Below are 19,306 nucleotides of genomic sequence, written 5' to 3'. Positions count from 1 at the left end.
TTTATCATGTTTATAATAATATACTGCTATCAAGAATTCTACTATCTAAATGACATTGGAACCGTCCCTCTGTCTTCTTCCCTGTGTCTTCTTACAAAAAGAAAGCATCCTAACATAAGCAAAAACTTACGCTAGAATACTCTCTATTATTTTACATTTCTTTAGTTTTTATAACTTTTACAGAATCAAACACTAGACCACTCTGAGCAAAATAGAACTTCAGGTAGAAGTTTCCAAGGAAAGATGGAGCAAGCTTTATGCGGAATTTCTTCCACTCTTTGTCCATTCCTGTAAGAGTGATGGTCTTTATTAGCTGTCTGTCCTGGAAGATTGAAAGAGGAAGCTGAGCAACATCAGGCTGATTATCTGCTCTAAGTACCAGTTCAACATCCATCTCACATTTTGTAGGTGTAGACAAAAGAAATACTGTTGTTTCACCTTTTTCTGTATTTATAAGCTTTGTATCAAGTGAAAGTTCTTTTTTATCGAACTTAACCTTGATCATATCCTGAAGAGATGCATCATCCTCATCAATTGCAGCTTTCAGTTCTTTATCAAGAGCAGACTCTTTACCGATAAGATGCTCAAAAGCAGGAGTCTTAAGAAGGAACCTTAAGATATTGCCTGCACATCTTGCAAGCTCATCTCTTGTTACAAGTCCTTTTTCTATAGCATCATCAAGATTATCCTTGTTGGAATTCTCTTCAGCGCTTGAATTAACCATGTTGAGGTCATTCTGGGCACGTACCTGTGCAGCTACGTTAGCATAGCTTCCCTTACCGTTTGCTTCGTCATTGCCCATTGCCCACCAGTCTGTCATAACAATGCCGTCAAATCCCCACTCTCCTCTAAGGATAGTAGTAAGAAGGTCATAGCTGCTTGCTGTCCAAAGACCGTTAACAGGGCCGTATGTGCTCATTACAGCTCTTGCACCGCCTTCTCTTACGGCAATTTCAAAGCCCTTTAAGTAAATCTCACGAAGTGCTCTCTCAGATACAACATTGTTTACATTGTGTCTGTTTGTCTCCTGGGTGTTTCCTGCAAAGTGCTTGATAACGCCTGTCACGCCATACTTGTGCATACCGCGAAGTTGTGCAGAAACAAGCTTACCTGTAAGGAACGGATCCTCTGAGAAATACTCAAAGTTTCTGCCGTTAAGAGGACTTCTGTGGATATTCATTCCAGGTCCTAAAAGGGCATCAATCCTGAACTTTCTAAGTTCAAGTCCCTCCCAGCCAAACAACTCTTCGTTTATATCTTCATTAAATGTGCAGGCAAGACATGTTCCATTCGGAAGTGAAAAAGCGTGGGTTCCACAGTCCATACGGATTCCGGAAGGTCCATCTGAACATCCGCCTACAGGAATTCCAAATTTTGAAAGAGAATCTGTCACTCCGCCATAAGCACCTGCAATTCCGGCAGTTACTTTTGGAGAGCACATTCCCTCGCCGCGCATCATAGTAACAAGATCACGGTCAGAAAGCTGAGCTATAAACTTATCAAGGCTGACTTTCTTATTAGCCACATCAACAAGCTTATATCCCTTGTCACCTGTGTATTTAAGTGCCTTGGGAAGTCTGTCCTTTCTCTTTTTGTTAGGATCAAGAGTTCTAAGAGGAACATCTTCATAGACCTTTTTAACACCTTTTCCGGATACTTCTGCCTTAAGGCGCTTAAACTTATCAACAGGAGCGTACGCTTCCTCGCATTCACATACAACTTCAAGCTTGTCTAAAGAAAACTCACCTGCAACCTCAGCGCTTCTTACATCGCTGCCTGCATAAACAGTATATTTGCCCTCTTCAAGGACATATGAAGACTTGTGACCTGTAACACCACCGTCATCATAAGAAGCCATCCAGTACTTAGGCACATCAAATTCAAGTTTCTGACACTGACCAGGCTTTAAAACATCTGTCTTTGCAAAGCCGCAAAGGACTCTTTTAGCCTTTCCAAGCTTGCCGTTTGGTGCTTCAAAATACACCTGAACAACTTCCTTACCTGCTCTGTCACCTGTATTTGAAACTAATACTTCAAGGGTTACTCCTTCTTTTTTGTCAAAAGAAAAATCTCCCAAAGCTATATCAAAGCTTGTATAAGACAGTCCATATCCGAATGGATAAAGAACCTTCTCTTTATCAAAGGTCTCAAAATAGCGGTATCCAACATAGATATCCTCTGCCTGGAAATTCTGTTTGTCTGAGCCAAAGTTCTCAGTTGAAGCATAGTCATTGATATCTGAAGCAATCGTATCTGAAAGCTTACCTGAAGGATTAACATCTCCGCAAAGAACATCAAGAACAGCGTTGCCGCCTTCCTGACCTCCCTGCCAAACATACAACACGGCTGAAGGCTTGCACTCCTTCACCCACTTCATATCTATGATATTTCCAACATTCAAAAGAACTATTGTCTGCTTAAATGCCTTGCATACCTTAGAAAGAGCCTTGCTTTCTTCTTTGGTCAAAAGATAGCTCCCCTCTGTAGCCTTATTATCCTGATCTTCACCGGCAGTTCTTCCGATGATGAAAATGGCTTTATCAGAATCAGCTGCTGCCTTTTTTACGAGCGCATCAGTTAAAGGCATTTCCTTCTGAAACCATGGCTCTGATGCCCAGCCAAATCCTGACTCATAAGGATTTTCTTTTACAAAATCTTCATATGCTTTCCTGACATCTTTGTTTATCTTAAATTTGCCTGAAGCTTCAAGTGCCTCGTAAATTCCTACAACATAGCGGGCATTGACCATTCCGCCTGAGCCTGTTCCGCTCTTGTAATAATTCATCTGAGCTCTTCCAAAAACAGCAATCTTCTCATTTTTCTCAAGAGGAAGTGCGCCGTCTTTATTCTCGAGCATAACTATGCCCTCTGCTGCTGCACTTCTTGCTGCGAGCTTAAACTTTTCTATGTCCCACGTCTTGCTCATAACCTAACCTCAAATATAATTATTTTTTACTAATGATATTGACTTACTTAAACGTTTTCGTCAATACTATTTTTTTCCGACAAGAATGGTTATTGCCTTTTCAACAACTTCTATCTCAGTTTCTTTGAATGCTCCGCCAAATTCTCCGTCCAGCGTCCATTCTGTTTCATCATCGGAAACGAACTTTGCGCTTTTTACCTGCTTGTAAATAATATATGGATTGTCGGGTTCTTTTGTGGCAAGTGCAGCTATTACCGCATTGAATTCAGCCAGATTCTTGGGTGCCTTTATTAAAAGAAGCTCCATAAAGCCATCATCCTGCTTTATATCGCTGTCTGCAAAAAGAGTCATTCCGGCAACTGAAGCAGAATTACTTACTGCACCAAAAATAAAATCTCCCTCTTCATACAGATCATCCGCTTCAATCTTCATATGGCAGCTGTAACCTATATTCTGAGGAAGTTCTGCTATTGCACTGATAACATAGGCAGCGTAGCCCAATACGTTTTTCAGATCCTGATCTGTAGCATAGCTAACCTTTGAAAATGCACCAAATGCAGCCACGTAATTAAAATACTTGTCGTTCATTCTTCCAACATCATAGGTATAAGGCATCCCTTTGGAAACTACCTCTATAGCTTTTGCCTTTGAAGAAGGAATTCCCAGTCCCTTGGCAAAATCATTGGTGCTTCCAGATGGAACATAGGAAAGAAGTGGCTTTTTCTTCATGTGCATAATGGCGTTCATAACATGATTCAGCGTTCCATCTCCGCCACTGCACATGATCATATCCACTTTCCCATCATACTGAGGTATTATCTCCTCTGATGTCAGATTGCTCCCCGGAAGAATAGGGTAAACTATTGGTTCATACCCCTTCTGTGCAAGAGCTGTCGCTATTTCCAAAGTCTCGCTGGCTGCTCTTCCTGTTCCTGATGTCTTATTTATAAGAATCAATGCTCTTTTTTTATCCATAATTGAAATACAACCCCGCTTTTTTATTTGCGCTTGTATGTCCTATATGTGTAAGTTATATCAAAATAAACCTGCTCATCGCTCTCATCTACAAGTTCCCAGTTCGGATCCTTATCAAGATTAGGGAAGTAAGAATCAGCCTGATATTCCTTGTCGATAAAAGTAACTATTGCAGTATCGCATTCATCGATAAACTCGTTATAGACGCTTGATCCGCCAATAATAAAAACACTGTCTGTATCAATATCTTTAACAAGCTCCAGAAGCTCTTCTTTGCTGTGAGCTACCTCTGCATTTTTTACTGTATAGTCCTCTCTTGTTGAAAGGATTATATTCCTTCTGTTTGGAAGGACCACCTGCTGTGGAAAAGTCTCAAGGGTCTTTCTTCCGTAAACTATAGTATTTCCTGTTGTGAGCTTTCTGAAATTCTTCTGATCGGCAGGAATACTGACAAGGAGCTTCCCCTTGTGTCCAATTGCCCAATTGCTGTCTACTGCTACTATTGCTTTCATATGTCCTCCAAATGTTGTGTATTATATGGCTATCGGAATATCTTTTATCTGGTCGCCGGCTACTTCATAGCCTTCGAGAGATACATCATTCCTTGTAAACTCATAGAAGTCTTTTACATCAGGGTTGAGTTTGAATTTTGGAGCTGGCAGAGGCTTTCTCTCAATAAGCTCCTTGATAAGCGGCACGTGGCGGTCATAGATGTGAGCATCTGCAATAACGTGTACCAGCTCACCTACGTTCATATCACAAACCTGTGCGATCATGTGAACAAGAACTGCATACTGAACCACATTCCAGTTATTGGCTGCCAGAACATCCTGTGATCTCTGGTTGAGGATCGCATTGAGTGTAAGTCTGTCCTCACCTTTTTTCTGTGTTACATTGTAAGTCACACTGTAAGCACAAGGATAAAGGTTCATTTCATGAAGATCAGAAAATACATAAGTATTAGTCATGATCCTGCGGCTGAATGGGTTATTTTTCAGGTCATAGATAACCCTGTCCATCTGATCAAACTCGCCCTCTTTATAAATGCTCTTTTGTCCAATCTGATAGCCGTATGCTTTTCCAATCGAACCTGTCTCATCAGCCCACTCATCCCAAATATGGCTGTTAAGGTCATTTATGTTGTTACTCTTTTTCTGGTATATCCATAAAATCTCATCTGTCGCACTCTTAAGCGCTGTCTTTCTAAGGGTCATGATTGGGAATTCCTTTGAAAGATCATATCTGTTGACCACACCGAATTTCTTTATGGTATAAGCTGGTGTTCCGTCCGGCCAGTGTGGTCTTACCTTTTCTCCCTCTGTTGAAGTTCCATTTTCCAATATATCTTTACACATATTTATAAAGATCTCGTCAGCTCTGCTCATACTTTCCTCCTACTATAAACTCTTACTTGCTCCACTTGTCACAAAGTGAGTTTATCTGATCTGCAAATTTAGCTTTGTCTTTATTGCTTATCCCCTCGCTTTTTGCGATTATGCCCATAAGTCTTGCACCGGCAGCTTTAAGCCTTGCATAAACATCCGAAACAAGCGTTGATTCTTTTCTCTTTACAGGAATAGGCATTCCTTCCTTCAGAACAACTCCTGATATAAGATCAACTTCCGTGCCGCTGTAAGGCGCCATAGCATCGAATCCGTATTCATTTCTCAGACACTCGGCAAAAGAGCTGCATACACTGTCCTCACCATGAACCACAAAGACTTTTTTAGGTCTCTGCACAGTGAAGCCATTTATCCACTCAATAAGTCCATTTTTGTCTGCGTGTCCTGACAAGCCTTCAAGCTTACAGATATCTGCCTTTACATCAATTGTCTCTCCAAAGAGCTTTACCTGCTCGGCTCCATCTACTATAGCACGTCCTGTTGTTCCTATCGACTGATATCCAACAAATAGTATCGTGCACTCTGGTCTCCAGAGATTGTGCTTTAAATGATGCCTTATTCGTCCTGCCTCACACATTCCGGAAGCAGAAATGATGACCTTTGGCTCTGGGTCCTCGTTTATTGCTCTTGATTCCTCGGTGGTGATCGCAAGATTAAGTCCAGGGAATGTGATAGGATTTATCCTCTTTTTCACAAGCTCCATGGCTTCCTCATCATAGCACTCCATCTGATTGTCATTGAATATCTCTGTGGCCTCAACAGCAAGAGGACTGTCCACAAACACCTGGAAATTCGGGTTTGACTTTACAAGTCCTTCCTTTTTTATCTTTCTGATAAAATACAGCATTTCCTGAGTTCTGCCCACAGCAAAAGAAGGTATGACAACATTGCCACCTCTTGAAAAAGTTCTTTCAAGAATTTCTGTCAGGGCTTTAATATAGTCAGGCCTGTCAGTAGTATGAAGTCTGTCACCATAAGTGGACTCCATAACCACGTAATCTGCCGCATCAGTTTTTTGTGGATCCCTAATAAGCGGCTGGTCCTTATTTCCAATGTCCCCGGAAAAAACAATCTTATTAGATACATTTTTTTCCTGAATCCACACCTCAATGCTGGACGATCCAAGCAGATGTCCTATATCGGTAAACCTGATCTTAATGCCTTCGCAGATCTCAACCTCTTCATCATATCTGCAGGGCACAAAGCTCTTTATGGTTTTCTCAGCATCTTCCATGGTATATGCCGGTTCCATCTCAGATATGTCCTTGTTTCTTTTGGCCTTTCTGTTCCTCCACTCAGCTTCCTGCATCTGGATATGCGCACAGTCTCTGAGCATTATATTACACAAAGATGCTGTAGCTACAGTGGAAAAAATCTTTCCCCTAAAGCCCTTTGAATATAAAAGCGGAAGATTTCCGGAATGATCCACATGGGCATGGGTCAGAAAAACATAATCAATTTCAGGCGCACTTACCGGAAGTGAAACATTCTCAAAATAGTCCTTGCCCTGTTCCATTCCGTAATCCACAAGTATCTTTTTACCTGCTGCCTCAAGATAATGACAGCTTCCCGTCACCTCATGATCAGCACCAATAAACATAAGTTTCATCTGCAATACCTCGTTTTTATCAGTATAACATACTTTCGGTTTCACACGGCACTTTGTTGTTTCTTTGACACTATTGGAAATATTTTCATAAATTTGATACAATATAGATTGACTTTATTTTAAGGAGACTTTGGAAATGTACATTAATAGATATGCCAAAAAAGCTATCGCTTCCATAATGTGTGCTGTTACTGTGCTTTCAGTAGCTGCATGTTCATCAACTGACACAGAGGACACTTCCTCAGGTGATGTTTCTTATGAAGCAGTAGAAAAAAATGATTCAAGCGCAGAAGCTACGACAGCAGAGGCAGTTGCGAATTCTGACGAACCTTACGTTCTCCCTGAGGGAATGTATTTCAGTGAGCTCACAGGTGAGCCAATAAGCGAAGACATCAAGGATCAGCGTCCTATCGCAGTTATGGTAGATAATGAGATCAAGGCTCTTCCACATTATGAAACAACTAAGGCTGACGTTGTATACGAAATGATGAACAGCACTGCCAATGACCGCATTACACGTCTTATGTGTGTTGTAAAAGACTGGAAGTCACTTGAACAGTTTGGTAGTATTCGTAGCACCAGACCTACAAACATCATCTTAGCTTCAGAGTGGAACGCTATTCTCTGTCACGATGGTGGTCCTGTCCATAACGATGCTTATTTTGCCATGGATTGGGCTAAAGACCATATTTCAGGTCTTTTCTCCAGAATCAATAACGGTAAAGACAAAGAGTTTACTGAGTACATCGTTTCTGGCGATCTTGAAAGAGAAATACCTAAGGCAAACATTTCAGAAACCTATAACGAATTTGCTAATGAAGGAAGCCACTTTAATTTTACAGACTATGGCAGTGAGATAAATCTTGATGAGAAATATGACAGATCCTACACTGCTAACAAGGTATCTCTTCCTTTCCCTCATAACAGTTCAACACTTACTTATAATCCTGAAACAGGACTTTATGAGTATTCTGAATACGGCGAGCCTCATGAAGATGCCGACAGCGGCGAAGTTCTTTCATTCAAGAATGTTATTCTTCAGAAATGCAGCTTCACACAGCTTGATGATGAAGGATATCTGATCTACAACTGTGTTGGCGCCGGTGAATACGCCTGGTACCTCACAAACGGCGTTGCTAAGGACGTCACATGGGTTAAATCAGGATACACTGATGTAACAAAGTACTATGACGAAAACGGCGATGAGCTTGAGATCAACAATGGTAAAACATACATTGCACTTGTTCCTGATGACACCTGGGAAAAAATTATCTTCGAATAAAACAATATGACTTTCAATATAGACAAATACCGCAAACTTAATGGCAATACACTTAAATTAATAGCATGCATATGCATGCTTATAGACCATATCGGCGCAGCAATCATTCTTCCGGTATTTCAGGCCGGAGTTCAGAAAGATATATTTGAATTTGAGAAGCTGAACATGTTTTACAAGGCTATGCGATTTATAGGTCGCAGTGCCTTTCCGGTATTTGCTTTTCTACTGGTTGAAGGTTTTTATCACACTAAAAACAGACTAAGATACGCTCTTAGTCTGTTTATTTTTGCTATTATTTCAGAATATCCCTATGATCTGGCATTTAATAAGACTGAAGGTGATTTCATGTACAGCTCAAATGTCATGTTTTCTCTTTTTATCGGTCTTCTCGTTATATGGGCTGTAGACTTCTTTAGAAAAGAATTATCTATGTCAGATAAAAAGATATCCCGTATTGCATTCTATCCTGCCAGCGCCCTTGTTATAGCCGTTGGCGCCTACACGGCGCATGTTATTAACTGTGACTATCGCGAATTTGGAATAGGTGTAATACTTATATTTTACTTCTTTCATTTCTATGAAGCTGTAAGCCTTCTTGCTTCCTATATCACACTCTGTGGAATACCTAATGAATTCAAGGCTTTTCCGGGCTTTATTCTCCTGTTTTTCTATAACAAAAAGCGGGGCAAAGATTTAGGAAAGCTCAAATATCTCTTCTATATCTTCTACCCCGCACATTTACTATTGTTATATGCGATTCGCTATGCAATTTACAAAATATGATCAGTTGCCTACGAGACTAGCCATAGCCTCCTGAGCACCACAAATATTTGTAGTTGAAATTGTATAATTCTGTAATATGTTGGTCTGGAACTCAACACAGTCAGGCTTTGAAGCTACAACCTCAGCGTACTGTGTATATCCGCCGTCCTTATTGCCTGTAAGAATATATACAGTCTCTCCCTCTTTTACCTGGAACTTAACCTCTATAGTTGCTGTGTCAGTCAAAATAGCATTGTTACTAAAAACTATCTTGTAAGTTCCCGGATAAAAAGCATCTTGTGACTTGGTTATTGTTCCACTAAATGGAAGTGTTCCCTCGCCAGTCTTAACCGTCACTCTCTGTGAGAGCCTAATATGTTCGCTCTTATTCGATGTCTCATGAGAACTCTCATAAATACTACGAGTAATGTCCATATTGGCTTCACTTGCAGTACTAAATAGCACTATAGCACCAGCAAGTACCGATATTCCCAAGAGAAATGCGCCAAGAACAATAAGCATTGTTCTCCTTGTTTTTGTCATTTCAACCCACCTATTAATTCATTTCTATCCACAAATACTACTAGAGTCTATCACATTTTGGACACAATTTTCAAGAGCTTGTTTATAGAAATTTAATAATTATTTCATTTCTTCCAGGTTTTAGGCTTTATGAATATGAGTATAGGAAGTAGCTCAAGTCTTCCTGCAAGCATGTCAAACATCAATACAATTTTGGCAAGAGGTGAAAACTCTGAATAATTGCCCATAGGGCCAACCATTCCAAGTCCGGGGCCAATGTTATTCATGGTTGCTGCCACCGATGTAACTGTGGTCTGGAAATCAAAATTATCAAGAGCCACCAATATGCAGGAAATCATGAAAGTAACTACATAAAGACCCAAATAAGCTGAAACTGATTTTACAGTGGTACCCTCCACAGTATGACCATCCATATATACTCTTTTTACAGCCTTTGGATGGACAAGGTAGTTAAGTTCGTTTCTGGCGTTTCTTATGACGATTATTGCTCTTGAAAACTTAAATCCACCACCTGTTGAACCAGCGCAGGCTCCTACAAGAGATAACAAACAAAGGATCATTTTGGAAAACATTGGCCACTTATCGAAATCCATTGTTCCAAAACCTGTAGTTGTCATAATTGATGATACTGTAAACAGAGAGTGATGGAAGGAAAGTCTTAAGTCGGTAATAATCCCTGCTCTGTATACATTTATTGAGATAAGGCACGCAGCTATGAGCATAGTCGCAAAATAGTACTTAACTTCATCTACAGCAAAAGCCTCTTTTGGCTTTCTGTTGATCAGGAAATAATAAACGGTAAAGTTAACACCGCAAAGTGCCATGAATACAGTGATAACCGCCTGGCTTGCGATTGAATATCCACCAATACCTGCATCATTAACAGAAAACCCACCGGTTCCTACAGTGGAAAAGGTAATAGTAACCGCATCGTATATAGGCATTCCAGTAATAATAAGGCAGATGATCTCCAAAAGAGTAATAGCGATATATATCTGGTAAAGGATCTTCGCTGTATCTTTTACCTTTGGAACAATCTTACCAACAACCGGTCCCGGGCTCTCTGCCCTCATGAGGTGCATACTGTAGCCATCAACCATTGGAATAATAGCGATGAGGAACACCAAAACTCCCATTCCACCGATCCAGTGTGTAAATGTACGCCAGAACTGAACGCTGTATTCCATGCCATCCACAGAGGTAAGGATACTTCCTCCTGTGGTCGTAAAGCCCGATATAGTCTCAAAAAGGGCATCAATATAATTGGGGATAGTTCCTGTCATAACAAAAGGCACAGCTCCAAGCATACTCATAAATATCCAGGCAAGAGCTGTTATGGCAAAGCCTTCTTTAGCATAAATAACGGTACTCTTCGGCTTTTTTATCGAGCCTAGTATACCGACAACAAGCGTGATAACAATCAGTAAAAAGAAAGACTCCGCGCTGTCATATTCCTTGTGAATGATTGCCACAAAAAACGGCAACATCAAAAGAAATCCCATGATCCTGAAAAGTCTGAACAGGATATATCTGATCATTGAATAGTTCATTTTACTTCTCCAGTATGTCGTTGATATCATCTAATCCGGTACGTGTTGTTACTACGATTACCGAATCTCTGTCTCTTATAACGCTCTCTCCACTAGGAGTTATGATCTCTCCGTAATGATTTATGCAAGCTATAAGAATGCCCTTCTTAAGATTAAGCTGAGACAAAGGAACGCCAATAACAGGGCTTCCGCTTCTTACTATAAATTCAAGGGCCTCAACTCTCTCATCATTGAGCTTATAAAGCGCCTCTATGTTACTGTCCTTTGACGCCGACATTCCTCGTACAAACTGCACGATTCTCTCTGCAGTAATATTCTTGGGATAAATAATACTTCCAATATCAAGTGATCCGATTATCTCACCATAGTTAACTCTGTGGACCTTTGTTATAAGCTTAGCCTTTGGATTGATGTTTTTTACATACATTGAGAGCATTATGTTTTCTTCATCAAGATTTGTAAGGGAAGCAAAAGACTCAACTCTGGTGATTCCCTCTTCCAAAAGCATATCTTTATCAGTGCCGTCACCATTTATGACAAGCGCCTGTGGAAGAAGCTCAGAAAGCTCCTTGCAGCGCTCTGAATCTTTATCAAAAATAGTCACCTTAATGCCGTAGGATATAAGCTGTCCCGCAAGATAGAAACCTGTTTCTCCGCCTCCTACAATAATTGTTGAGTGCACCTTTGCAGTAGGAAGTCCCATCTTTTTAAAGAAATTAAGTGTATTTCTGCTGGATCCGATGATAGTAATCTCATCTCCCGCCCTTAATATAAAGTTTCCATCAGGGATAAAGATATCTTTTCCTCTTGAAACAACTGCGATGATAACCTGCTTTTTAAGATCTGCCGGGATATCCTTAAGCGCCTTATCGCAGAGCCTTGAGTCCTCACTGATGACCATCTTGATAAGCTCTGCTCTGCCTCTTGCAAAGGTCTCGATCTTTGTAGCTGAAGGAAGCTTTAGCAGCCTTGCAGCTTCATTTGCAGCTGCCTCTTCAGGGTTGATGACCATTGATAAGCCAAGTTCTTCTTTAATAAAATTGATCTCTTTTTTATAAACAGGGTTACGTACTCGCGCGATAGTATGGCAATTACCCGCCTTTTTAGCTATAAGGCAGCATAAAAGATTGAGCTCATCCGAATCAGTTACAGCCACCATCAGGTCTGCCTTTTCAATTCCGGCATCCTTCATGATAGAGTAACTTGCGCCGTTACCCACAATTCCCATAACGTCATAGCTGTTTACAACGTTTTGTACAACACTGCTTTTTTCTTCTATTACGGTTATATAATGTCCTTCTTTACTGAGCTGCTGAGTAAGGGTCTGACCAACATTTCCACAGCCCACGATAATAATTCGCATAACAATCCTCCAAAGACATAAAAATCCTTATATATTCTACCACAAATAGCTATTAATATATCGGCTATTCCAAAGAATAAGCTAAGTATTGCCCACAAAATGACAATACTTAGCCCATTTAATTCACATGAATTGTAGCAGCACTCTGCTCAAACAACTCCTGACAGTTATCATCTTCCGCTCTCTGATAAGTGATCGTAAAGGTCTTGTACTTAGACATTATCATATATACTGTCTGGTACGCCTTCTGCTGATCAGGCACCATAAAACTTGACTCGATATGATAGCCCGGATAACCGTCGATAGTAATATTCTTAAAGCTCTCCACTGTAAAGTCCACGTCACTGCCAAAGGCTTCATTATAAGATTCTGACAAAAGCTTTTCATACTCACTCTTGGTGAGATTGGCTGTATTGTCTACAACTGCCTTCTCTATGGATGCGGGATTTCTTTTCTTCTCCCTGTTCGTGAGGGTAATATTTTTACCATTGTCATATATGTTATAGCTGATTGATGAAGACTCCATAGGCTCGTTCTTGTTGACAAAGGTGTCTGTCTCAGCCTGAAGTGTAAAGTCAGAAGGTACTACAAACGTACACTGTCTGGCCTCTTTTAATTCATCTTTGGCATAAATTGTTATGCCATCTAAAAATCCAACACTACTAATTATGGCTATGGTAACAGCCAATAAAAGCAGATAAACGGCTCGTATCTTTTTCATATTTCCTCCAATTAAAGGCTTAGTTCAAATACGTCAAACCAGTATCTCTCCATGAGATAGCTTCCAAGATTCTCATAGGTTATACCATATTCCTTATTCCACTCATCAAGTATAGCTTCTCTGCTGTTAAAGCTTCCAAGAAAGAGGACTCTTTTTCCTGACAAAAGATAATTCTCAACATCCACAGAATCTTCAATAGTATAGAGCCCTGTCAGCATTTCATCCACAAGTGCTTCAGGCTGTCCGTAGTAGAGATATATTTTATGCTCATCATCTGTCACATCTTCATTTAGATAATAAGCCAAAAGAGCCTGAACATGATCAAAGTTACTGATAATAAGCGTATCTGAATCTATTTCTGAAAAGAGGTCTAATGTCTTTTCCATGTTAACCTGTCGGTACTCTTCGTTGCCGATAAAGCCTTTAAAATCCACACATCCAACTATAGCAATAAGTATCCCCAATATACAATAAGCTATCTGTGTGATTTTGTGGGTAACTTTCTCATTAAACACACTCCCTATACTAATGCTTATAGCAAGATAGAAAGTACCCATGGCTGGGATCATATACCTGTTAACAAACACCGGGCGGATCAGAATTGATGCCACAATTCCTACAATAACCAGTAAAGGAAGCACCATGACTGCCATAAGATTCTGAAGGTCTTTTACCTTTTCATTTTCATCCTGATATCCACATTTTACCAGCCTGATCACATTGTTAACCACAATGAAGGCAACAAGTATGAACAATATAACCGCTAAGACAGTAGTAATGATACTGTTTGAGAAATATCCGCTAAAGAGATATTTGATACAACTTCCAAAGGTCCTAAGTCCCACAGGCTGTATCCAGTAGCTTCCGCTCACAGTATGTGCCTGTCCAAGAAGAACCGAAAGCCATGGAACATAGCAAACAGCAGTCAGGTTAGCGCTGATGATAACGGCTGCGATTGCCTTGAAATTCAAGTGCTTTATGCTACCTTTGCCACCCATAACAGCAACGTACTTTATAATCATCCAAAGTAAAACATAGAAATAAATAATTGCTACTGAAAGTGCAGCATAGTAATGGGTATAAAAAGCTGCTGTTCCAAACAAAAACAGTGCGATTCCGTTTGGTAGATCCCATTTTTTGTCTTCGCTCAGATAATTTTTCATCAGATTGAAGGCATGTATAAGTGAAGCTGTCACAAAGAAAAGTGCCCAGCTGTACATTCTGATTTCTGTTGTGTATTCAGGAAGCCCCGGCATAGTAACTGACGCAAAGCAAAAAAGCCCGCTTGCAAGCATCCCATGATTTTTCCTGATGACAGTGACTGCATAAACAAAAAGCAGTAAAAACGGCAAAATTGACGCAATCTTGCCACTTGTTTCGAATGGCAGACCAAAGCCATTTCCAAGGAGTAAAAAGACCCTCACGATCATATAATAGAGCGGCGGGTGCACATCCTTTGAGGTAAGACTGATAAGTTCCTCGAAAGGTCTTTTGGCAAATTCCATGGAAAAAAGCTCGTCGTACCAAATATCTGTAGAAAAGGTCAGGAGAAATGCCCTGACCAGACAATATATAGCCGCAACAATAAAACCTATCCCAATACAGTCTTTTGTGACTTTAATTCTTTTTTCAGACATTCCATCCTCTTAAATATAGGCACAGCCAATAAATAGCTGTGCCTATGATTGATTAAAGTGATTCTATAAGTTCAAGTGAATGCTCTGTGTTAAGCTTCTTGCACATTTCAACAAATGTCTCTAACGGAACATTCTGAACCTGCTTGTTTGAACCGCGTACATTGATAGATACTGTACCCTCAGCAGCTTCTTTGTCTCCAATTACAAGGATGTATGGATCTTTGTAATTCTTGAACTTTTTGATCTTCTCTTTCATGTTGTTGTCTGAGTAATCAGCTTCAACACGAACGCCTGCTGCCATAAGAGCTTTCTCTACCTTCTCAGCGTATTCGTTGTGCTCAACTCTGATCGGAACGATACCAACCTGATATGGGCTGAGCCAGAATGGGAATACACCCTTGAAGTTCTCAATGATGATACCGATAAATCTCTCGAGTGATCCATAGATAGCTCTGTGGATAACTACAGGCATCTGCATTGTTCCATCCTGAGCCTGGTATGTAAGGCCAAAGTTATGAGGAAGCTGGAAGTCAAGCTGTACAGTTCCGCACTGCCATTCTCTTCCAAGAGCGTCCTTGATCTGAAGGTCGATCTTAGGTCCGTAGAAAGCACCATCACCTTCATTTACTTCGTATCCACCCTCGCCGTACTTTTCATCAAGAATTTCCTTAAGAGCAGCCTCAGCTCTGTTCCAAACTTCAATATCACCCATGAAGTCTTCTGGTCTTGTTGAGAGCTCAGCTCTGTATGTTACACCGAATGTCTTGTAGATCTCATCTGCGATAGAGATAACATCTGCAATCTCCTCTTTTATCTGAGATTCCATTACGAATGTATGGTCATCATCCTGACGGAACTCCTGAACACGGAAAAGACCATTCATCTGTCCTGACTTTTCTTTACGGTGAAGAACATCATACTCGCTGTAACGGATAGGAAGCTCTTTGTAAGAGTGATTTGTTCTCTTATATGTCATCATGGCATTAGGACAGTTCATTGGCTTAGCTGCCATTGTGTCATCCTGCTCACGATTGTAGATAACTGAACCAGCCTGGATCTTGATGTTCTTTGGCTCTTCTGCAGGCTCATTGATGTTCTCAAGTACACCAGGAATCTCAGCGTCTGCCTTAAGCCATCCTGAAACACCAGGAACCATGAACATGTTGTTTACGTAATGAGCCCAGTGACCACTGATAAGCCAGAGCTTCTTGTTGTTTACAAGAGGAGCAGCTATTTCTGTATAGCCGTGTCTTTCCTGTACTTCTCTAGAATACTTAAGAAGTGCCTGATACATCTTCCATCCTCTTGGAAGCCAGTAAGGCATACCTGGAGCCGTTTCATCAAACATGAAAAGATCAAGTGCAGCACCGATCTTCTTGTGGTCTCTCTCCATAGCTTCCTGGATCATCTTGATGTGCTGTTTAAGCTCATCCTTGCTTGGGAAAGCATAAAGATAGATTCTTGAAAGCTGATCTCTATGCTCATCGCCTCTCCAGTATGCACCTGATACAGACTTGATCTGATATGATGCATTAAAGAGCTCCTGAGAGTTTTCTACGTGAGGTCCGCGGCAAAGATCCACATAATCCTCACCTGTATAGTAAACAGTGATTACCTCATCCTCTGGAAGGTCATTGATAAGTTCAGTCTTGAACTTCTGATTCTTGAACAGTTCAAGTGCCTCCGACTTTGAGACCTCTTTACGTGTCCAATCCTCTCTTCTCTTGATGATCTCGCGCATCTTGTCTTCGATTGTCTTGAAGTCATCCTGTGTTACAGCCTTTGGAAGAACGAAATCATAGTAGCATCCATCCTCGATCTGAGGTCCGATAGCATACTGAACTTCCTCACCGTAAAGCTCGATAACTGCCTTGGCAAGAATGTGCGCAAGTGAGTGACGGTAAACTTGTAAATACTCTTCTTTATTCATTTTTTCATCCTTTCGTGCTACCCCTACCGGGAGCAGCCTCTTTCATTATTTATATTGTATTAATCAACAAATAGAAATACTGACGTTTACATATGAATGAGCAAGCCCTTCATACATAAACTCAATATTTCTACCTGTCAGATCAATATCTCAAATTAAGCGTTTTTGCCGTGGCACTTCTTGTACTTTTTGCCACTTCCACATGGACATGGATCGTTAGGATATACCTTGTTCTCTTTTCTGATTGTATGTGAAGCCTTCTCCTCTTTGTAAAGAGCTTTTCTCTTGTTCTCATCAAAGATAGCTTCCCACTCTGTAAGGTTGTAAAGCCAGTCAGCACCGGCATTTACCATGTTCTTATAAAGAAGTTCCTTGTCGAATCCAAGGTTAACCTCTGTATCCTCTTCCATATCGTCGATAGGGTTCTGCTCTTTAAGAGAGTCGTTGATACCATCGAGGAATCCAACCATTGTCATAAGATCAACGCCGTATTTCTCAGCAAGTTCTTTTACAGTTCCCTTTACAACTTCATCAGGGTTCTTCAAAAGAGTTGCATAGATGTCGCGTTCTTTCTGAAAATATTCTGTCCACAGCTTCTGAAGACTTCCCTTATCTGCAGTCTCAGAATAAGCCATATCACGCCATTTTTTAAGTAATGCCATAACCAAATACTCCTATTTCTTTTTTTATTATAAATTTTTACTTTTGTTCAAAGCATACACGTTATTTTAATATATTTGCCTGGATATGTAAACCAAAGTTAGTGTAAATATGATGGTAGAAATCATTAAACATTTACTTTCCGTTTTCCCTGGCAACTATATAGATTCTCTCACTGTCATCCGTTACAGCTTCATGGGTATCTGCATCAATTGCCGTAATAAATTCAAGCCCGGCTTCTTTTACAAATGAAGTCATTTCTTCAATAGTATAGCCTCGCTGGTAATGAGTCTCTACTGACCTTCTGAACAGCTCTTTTTCCTTATCGCAGATAGCATAGATTGTCAGATCATATTCATTGATATGCTCATCTTCATGATAGTAGTTATCCCAAATAAAGCTGCAATCCTCGCGGTTTTCTGCAATTGTCACATCGCCGATCACATCTCTGTACTTGTGAAGGGTATTAAAATCAAATATAAATATTCCCTTTGGAAACAGGAAATTATTGACGAGTCTGAAGGTTTCTATAACGTCGTCATCTTCAAGCAGGTAGTTTATGCTGTCGCAGACGCTGACTATTGTTCCAGCGGTGCAGTACAGGTCAAGCTCTCTCATATCCTGTTCAAGGAACATAAGGTCAATTCCCTTATTTGCCGCTTTATTTCTGGCAATATCAAGCATATCGGGAGATAGATCAATTCCCATTATGTCATAGCCTTTTTTGGCCATTTCAATGGTGAAGCTACCAGTGCCACAGCCAAGCTCGACCACAAGATTTTTTTCCTGGTCAAGGGCTTCCTGGCTTCCATCTTCTATTACATCTGCCTCTAAATCAGATTCAACATTTTCATTCTTGTCAAAAGCCACTGCTTTTTCATTGACATTCTCAATTTTTATAGGCTTACTGACTCCATATTTTTCAATTAATTCAGCAATAAAATTACCCCATACGTCGTATGGGGTTTCATCCATGAATGTATCATATACACTTGCAAAATCTGTATAAGCTTCCATGTTTATTCCTTTTTATCACAACTGATTGATGATCAAACAGTCAAATCCATTTCAAAACTGATTCCTGATCAGAACAGGCTTCCTATAAGAAGTACTACCTTTGTTCCAAGTCCCATTATAATACCGGCAAGTACAACACCGCAAATAACTGCTTTTACACTCTTTTTGAAATCCATATCAAGGATTGAAGCAGCAAGTGTACCTGTCCATGCGCCTGTTCCCGGAAGTGGAATTCCTACAAACAGGAAAAGTGCCCAGTATAAACCTTTTCCGGCTTTTTCTTTAAGCTTTTCTCCGCCCTTATGTCCCTTCTCAAGACAGAAAGTAAAGAAACCACCGATCACAGGCTTATCTTTACCCCACTCAAGGACCTTTCTGGCAAAAAAGAAAATAAATGGCATCGGTACCATATTTCCGATGATTGCAATAATATAACTCGGAAGAACAGGAAGTCCCATAGCAATTGCATAAGGTACTGCTCCTCTGAGCTCAACAAGCGGAACCATCGAGATAAAAAAAACAATGATATACTTTTTTAACATGAATAAATCTCCTAATCGTGAATGTGCTCTCAATTATTGAATGTCTGACTGATAATTTCACTACTCATTCATTTGACAGGCAATTGTTTTCAGTCAGCAACTCAAAGATTTTATCATTAAACTGTATTAATCGCAATCATGTATTATGTACAGCTTTGTTTCATAATATGTATGCAGTTTTACCTACATGCAAGTATAAAAAACATTTTTTGCATTTCTGAATGTTGTGATCAAGGTAAGTATTCACTAAACTACCTTTTTTACCCGGCCTTTATTCATTGCCTTGGGTAAATAAAAAATAAATACTCTTTTTACCCGAGCTCTTTCCACCGCCTCGGGTAAATAAATAATAAATGCTCTTTTTACCCGAGCTCTTATCCCTCACC

At 40.2% G+C, this 19,306-nt stretch carries 16 protein-coding genes; 2 read left to right on the top strand and 14 right to left on the bottom strand.

Annotation, left to right across the window (positions count from 1 at the left end; all coding sequences use genetic code 11):
- Nucleotides 1–151: 151 nt before the first annotated feature.
- From E7303_RS03700 to E7303_RS03680, 5 genes are all read right to left on the bottom strand, one after another.
- Nucleotides 152–2,926, bottom strand: a complete 2,775-nt coding sequence (locus E7303_RS03700) for a glycoside hydrolase family 3 protein (RefSeq protein WP_292143892.1) — start codon at nt 2,924–2,926, stop codon at nt 152–154.
- A 66-nt stretch (nt 2,927–2,992) separates the two neighbouring features.
- Complete coding sequence (locus E7303_RS03695; RefSeq protein ID WP_103868533.1) at nt 2,993–3,901, bottom strand: diacylglycerol/lipid kinase family protein; 909 nt, start codon at nt 3,899–3,901, stop codon at nt 2,993–2,995.
- A gap of 23 nt (nt 3,902–3,924) precedes the next feature.
- A complete protein-coding gene (locus E7303_RS03690; protein WP_292143891.1) occupies nt 3,925–4,413 on the bottom strand; it encodes a dihydrofolate reductase in 489 nt (162 codons plus the stop codon).
- Between the two features lie 21 nt (nt 4,414–4,434).
- Nucleotides 4,435–5,286, bottom strand: a complete 852-nt coding sequence (gene thyA / locus E7303_RS03685) for a thymidylate synthase (RefSeq protein ID WP_103868534.1) — start codon at nt 5,284–5,286, stop codon at nt 4,435–4,437.
- A 22-nt stretch (nt 5,287–5,308) separates the two neighbouring features.
- Nucleotides 5,309–6,913 (bottom strand): MBL fold metallo-hydrolase RNA specificity domain-containing protein, encoded by a 1,605-nt coding sequence (locus E7303_RS03680; RefSeq protein ID WP_292143890.1) that lies wholly within the window; start codon nt 6,911–6,913, stop codon nt 5,309–5,311.
- Between the two features lie 136 nt (nt 6,914–7,049).
- Between E7303_RS03680 and E7303_RS03675 the strand changes: the two genes are divergently transcribed.
- The gene (locus E7303_RS03675; RefSeq protein ID WP_292143889.1) at nt 7,050–8,195 is read left to right on the top strand and encodes a DUF3048 domain-containing protein; all 1,146 of its coding nucleotides are present in this window, start codon (nt 7,050–7,052) and stop codon (nt 8,193–8,195) included.
- Between the two features lie 6 nt (nt 8,196–8,201).
- A complete protein-coding gene (locus E7303_RS03670; RefSeq protein WP_292143888.1) occupies nt 8,202–8,978 on the top strand; it encodes a TraX family protein in 777 nt (258 codons plus the stop codon).
- On the opposite strand, the gene E7303_RS03665 is transcribed toward E7303_RS03670, so the two are convergent.
- From E7303_RS03665 to E7303_RS03625, 9 genes are all read right to left on the bottom strand, one after another.
- The gene (locus E7303_RS03665; protein ID WP_292143887.1) at nt 8,979–9,500 is read right to left on the bottom strand and encodes a hypothetical protein; all 522 of its coding nucleotides are present in this window, start codon (nt 9,498–9,500) and stop codon (nt 8,979–8,981) included.
- Nucleotides 9,501–9,604: 104 nt separating this feature from the next.
- Nucleotides 9,605–11,050 (bottom strand): TrkH family potassium uptake protein, encoded by a 1,446-nt coding sequence (locus E7303_RS03660; protein ID WP_292143886.1) that lies wholly within the window; start codon nt 11,048–11,050, stop codon nt 9,605–9,607.
- Between the two features lies 1 nt (nt 11,051).
- Nucleotides 11,052–12,413 (bottom strand): Trk system potassium transporter TrkA, encoded by a 1,362-nt coding sequence (trkA, locus tag E7303_RS03655; RefSeq protein ID WP_292143885.1) that lies wholly within the window; start codon nt 12,411–12,413, stop codon nt 11,052–11,054.
- A gap of 118 nt (nt 12,414–12,531) precedes the next feature.
- On the bottom strand, nt 12,532–13,134 hold the full coding sequence (locus E7303_RS03650; RefSeq protein WP_292143884.1) for a hypothetical protein: 603 nt from the start codon (nt 13,132–13,134) through the stop codon (nt 12,532–12,534).
- Nucleotides 13,135–13,145: 11 nt separating this feature from the next.
- Nucleotides 13,146–14,771 (bottom strand): glycosyltransferase family 39 protein, encoded by a 1,626-nt coding sequence (locus E7303_RS03645; RefSeq protein ID WP_292143883.1) that lies wholly within the window; start codon nt 14,769–14,771, stop codon nt 13,146–13,148.
- A 52-nt stretch (nt 14,772–14,823) separates the two neighbouring features.
- On the bottom strand, nt 14,824–16,701 hold the full coding sequence (locus E7303_RS03640; RefSeq protein ID WP_292143882.1) for a threonine--tRNA ligase: 1,878 nt from the start codon (nt 16,699–16,701) through the stop codon (nt 14,824–14,826).
- A gap of 155 nt (nt 16,702–16,856) precedes the next feature.
- Nucleotides 16,857–17,363 (bottom strand): SEC-C metal-binding domain-containing protein, encoded by a 507-nt coding sequence (locus E7303_RS03635; RefSeq protein ID WP_292143881.1) that lies wholly within the window; start codon nt 17,361–17,363, stop codon nt 16,857–16,859.
- Between the two features lie 133 nt (nt 17,364–17,496).
- Nucleotides 17,497–18,378, bottom strand: coding sequence for a class I SAM-dependent DNA methyltransferase (locus tag E7303_RS03630; RefSeq protein WP_292143880.1), 882 nt, complete (start codon nt 18,376–18,378; stop codon nt 17,497–17,499).
- A gap of 68 nt (nt 18,379–18,446) precedes the next feature.
- Nucleotides 18,447–18,920 (bottom strand): COG2426 family protein, encoded by a 474-nt coding sequence (locus tag E7303_RS03625; RefSeq protein ID WP_292143879.1) that lies wholly within the window; start codon nt 18,918–18,920, stop codon nt 18,447–18,449.
- Nucleotides 18,921–19,306: the final 386 nt, after the last annotated feature.

It is taken from the genome of Butyrivibrio sp. (genome assembly GCF_015056685.1).
In the GTDB taxonomy this organism is placed as follows: domain Bacteria; phylum Bacillota; class Clostridia; order Lachnospirales; family Lachnospiraceae; genus Butyrivibrio.
The sequence above is the reverse complement of the archived record's forward strand: the minus strand, read 5'-3'. Positions and strand labels throughout refer to the sequence as shown.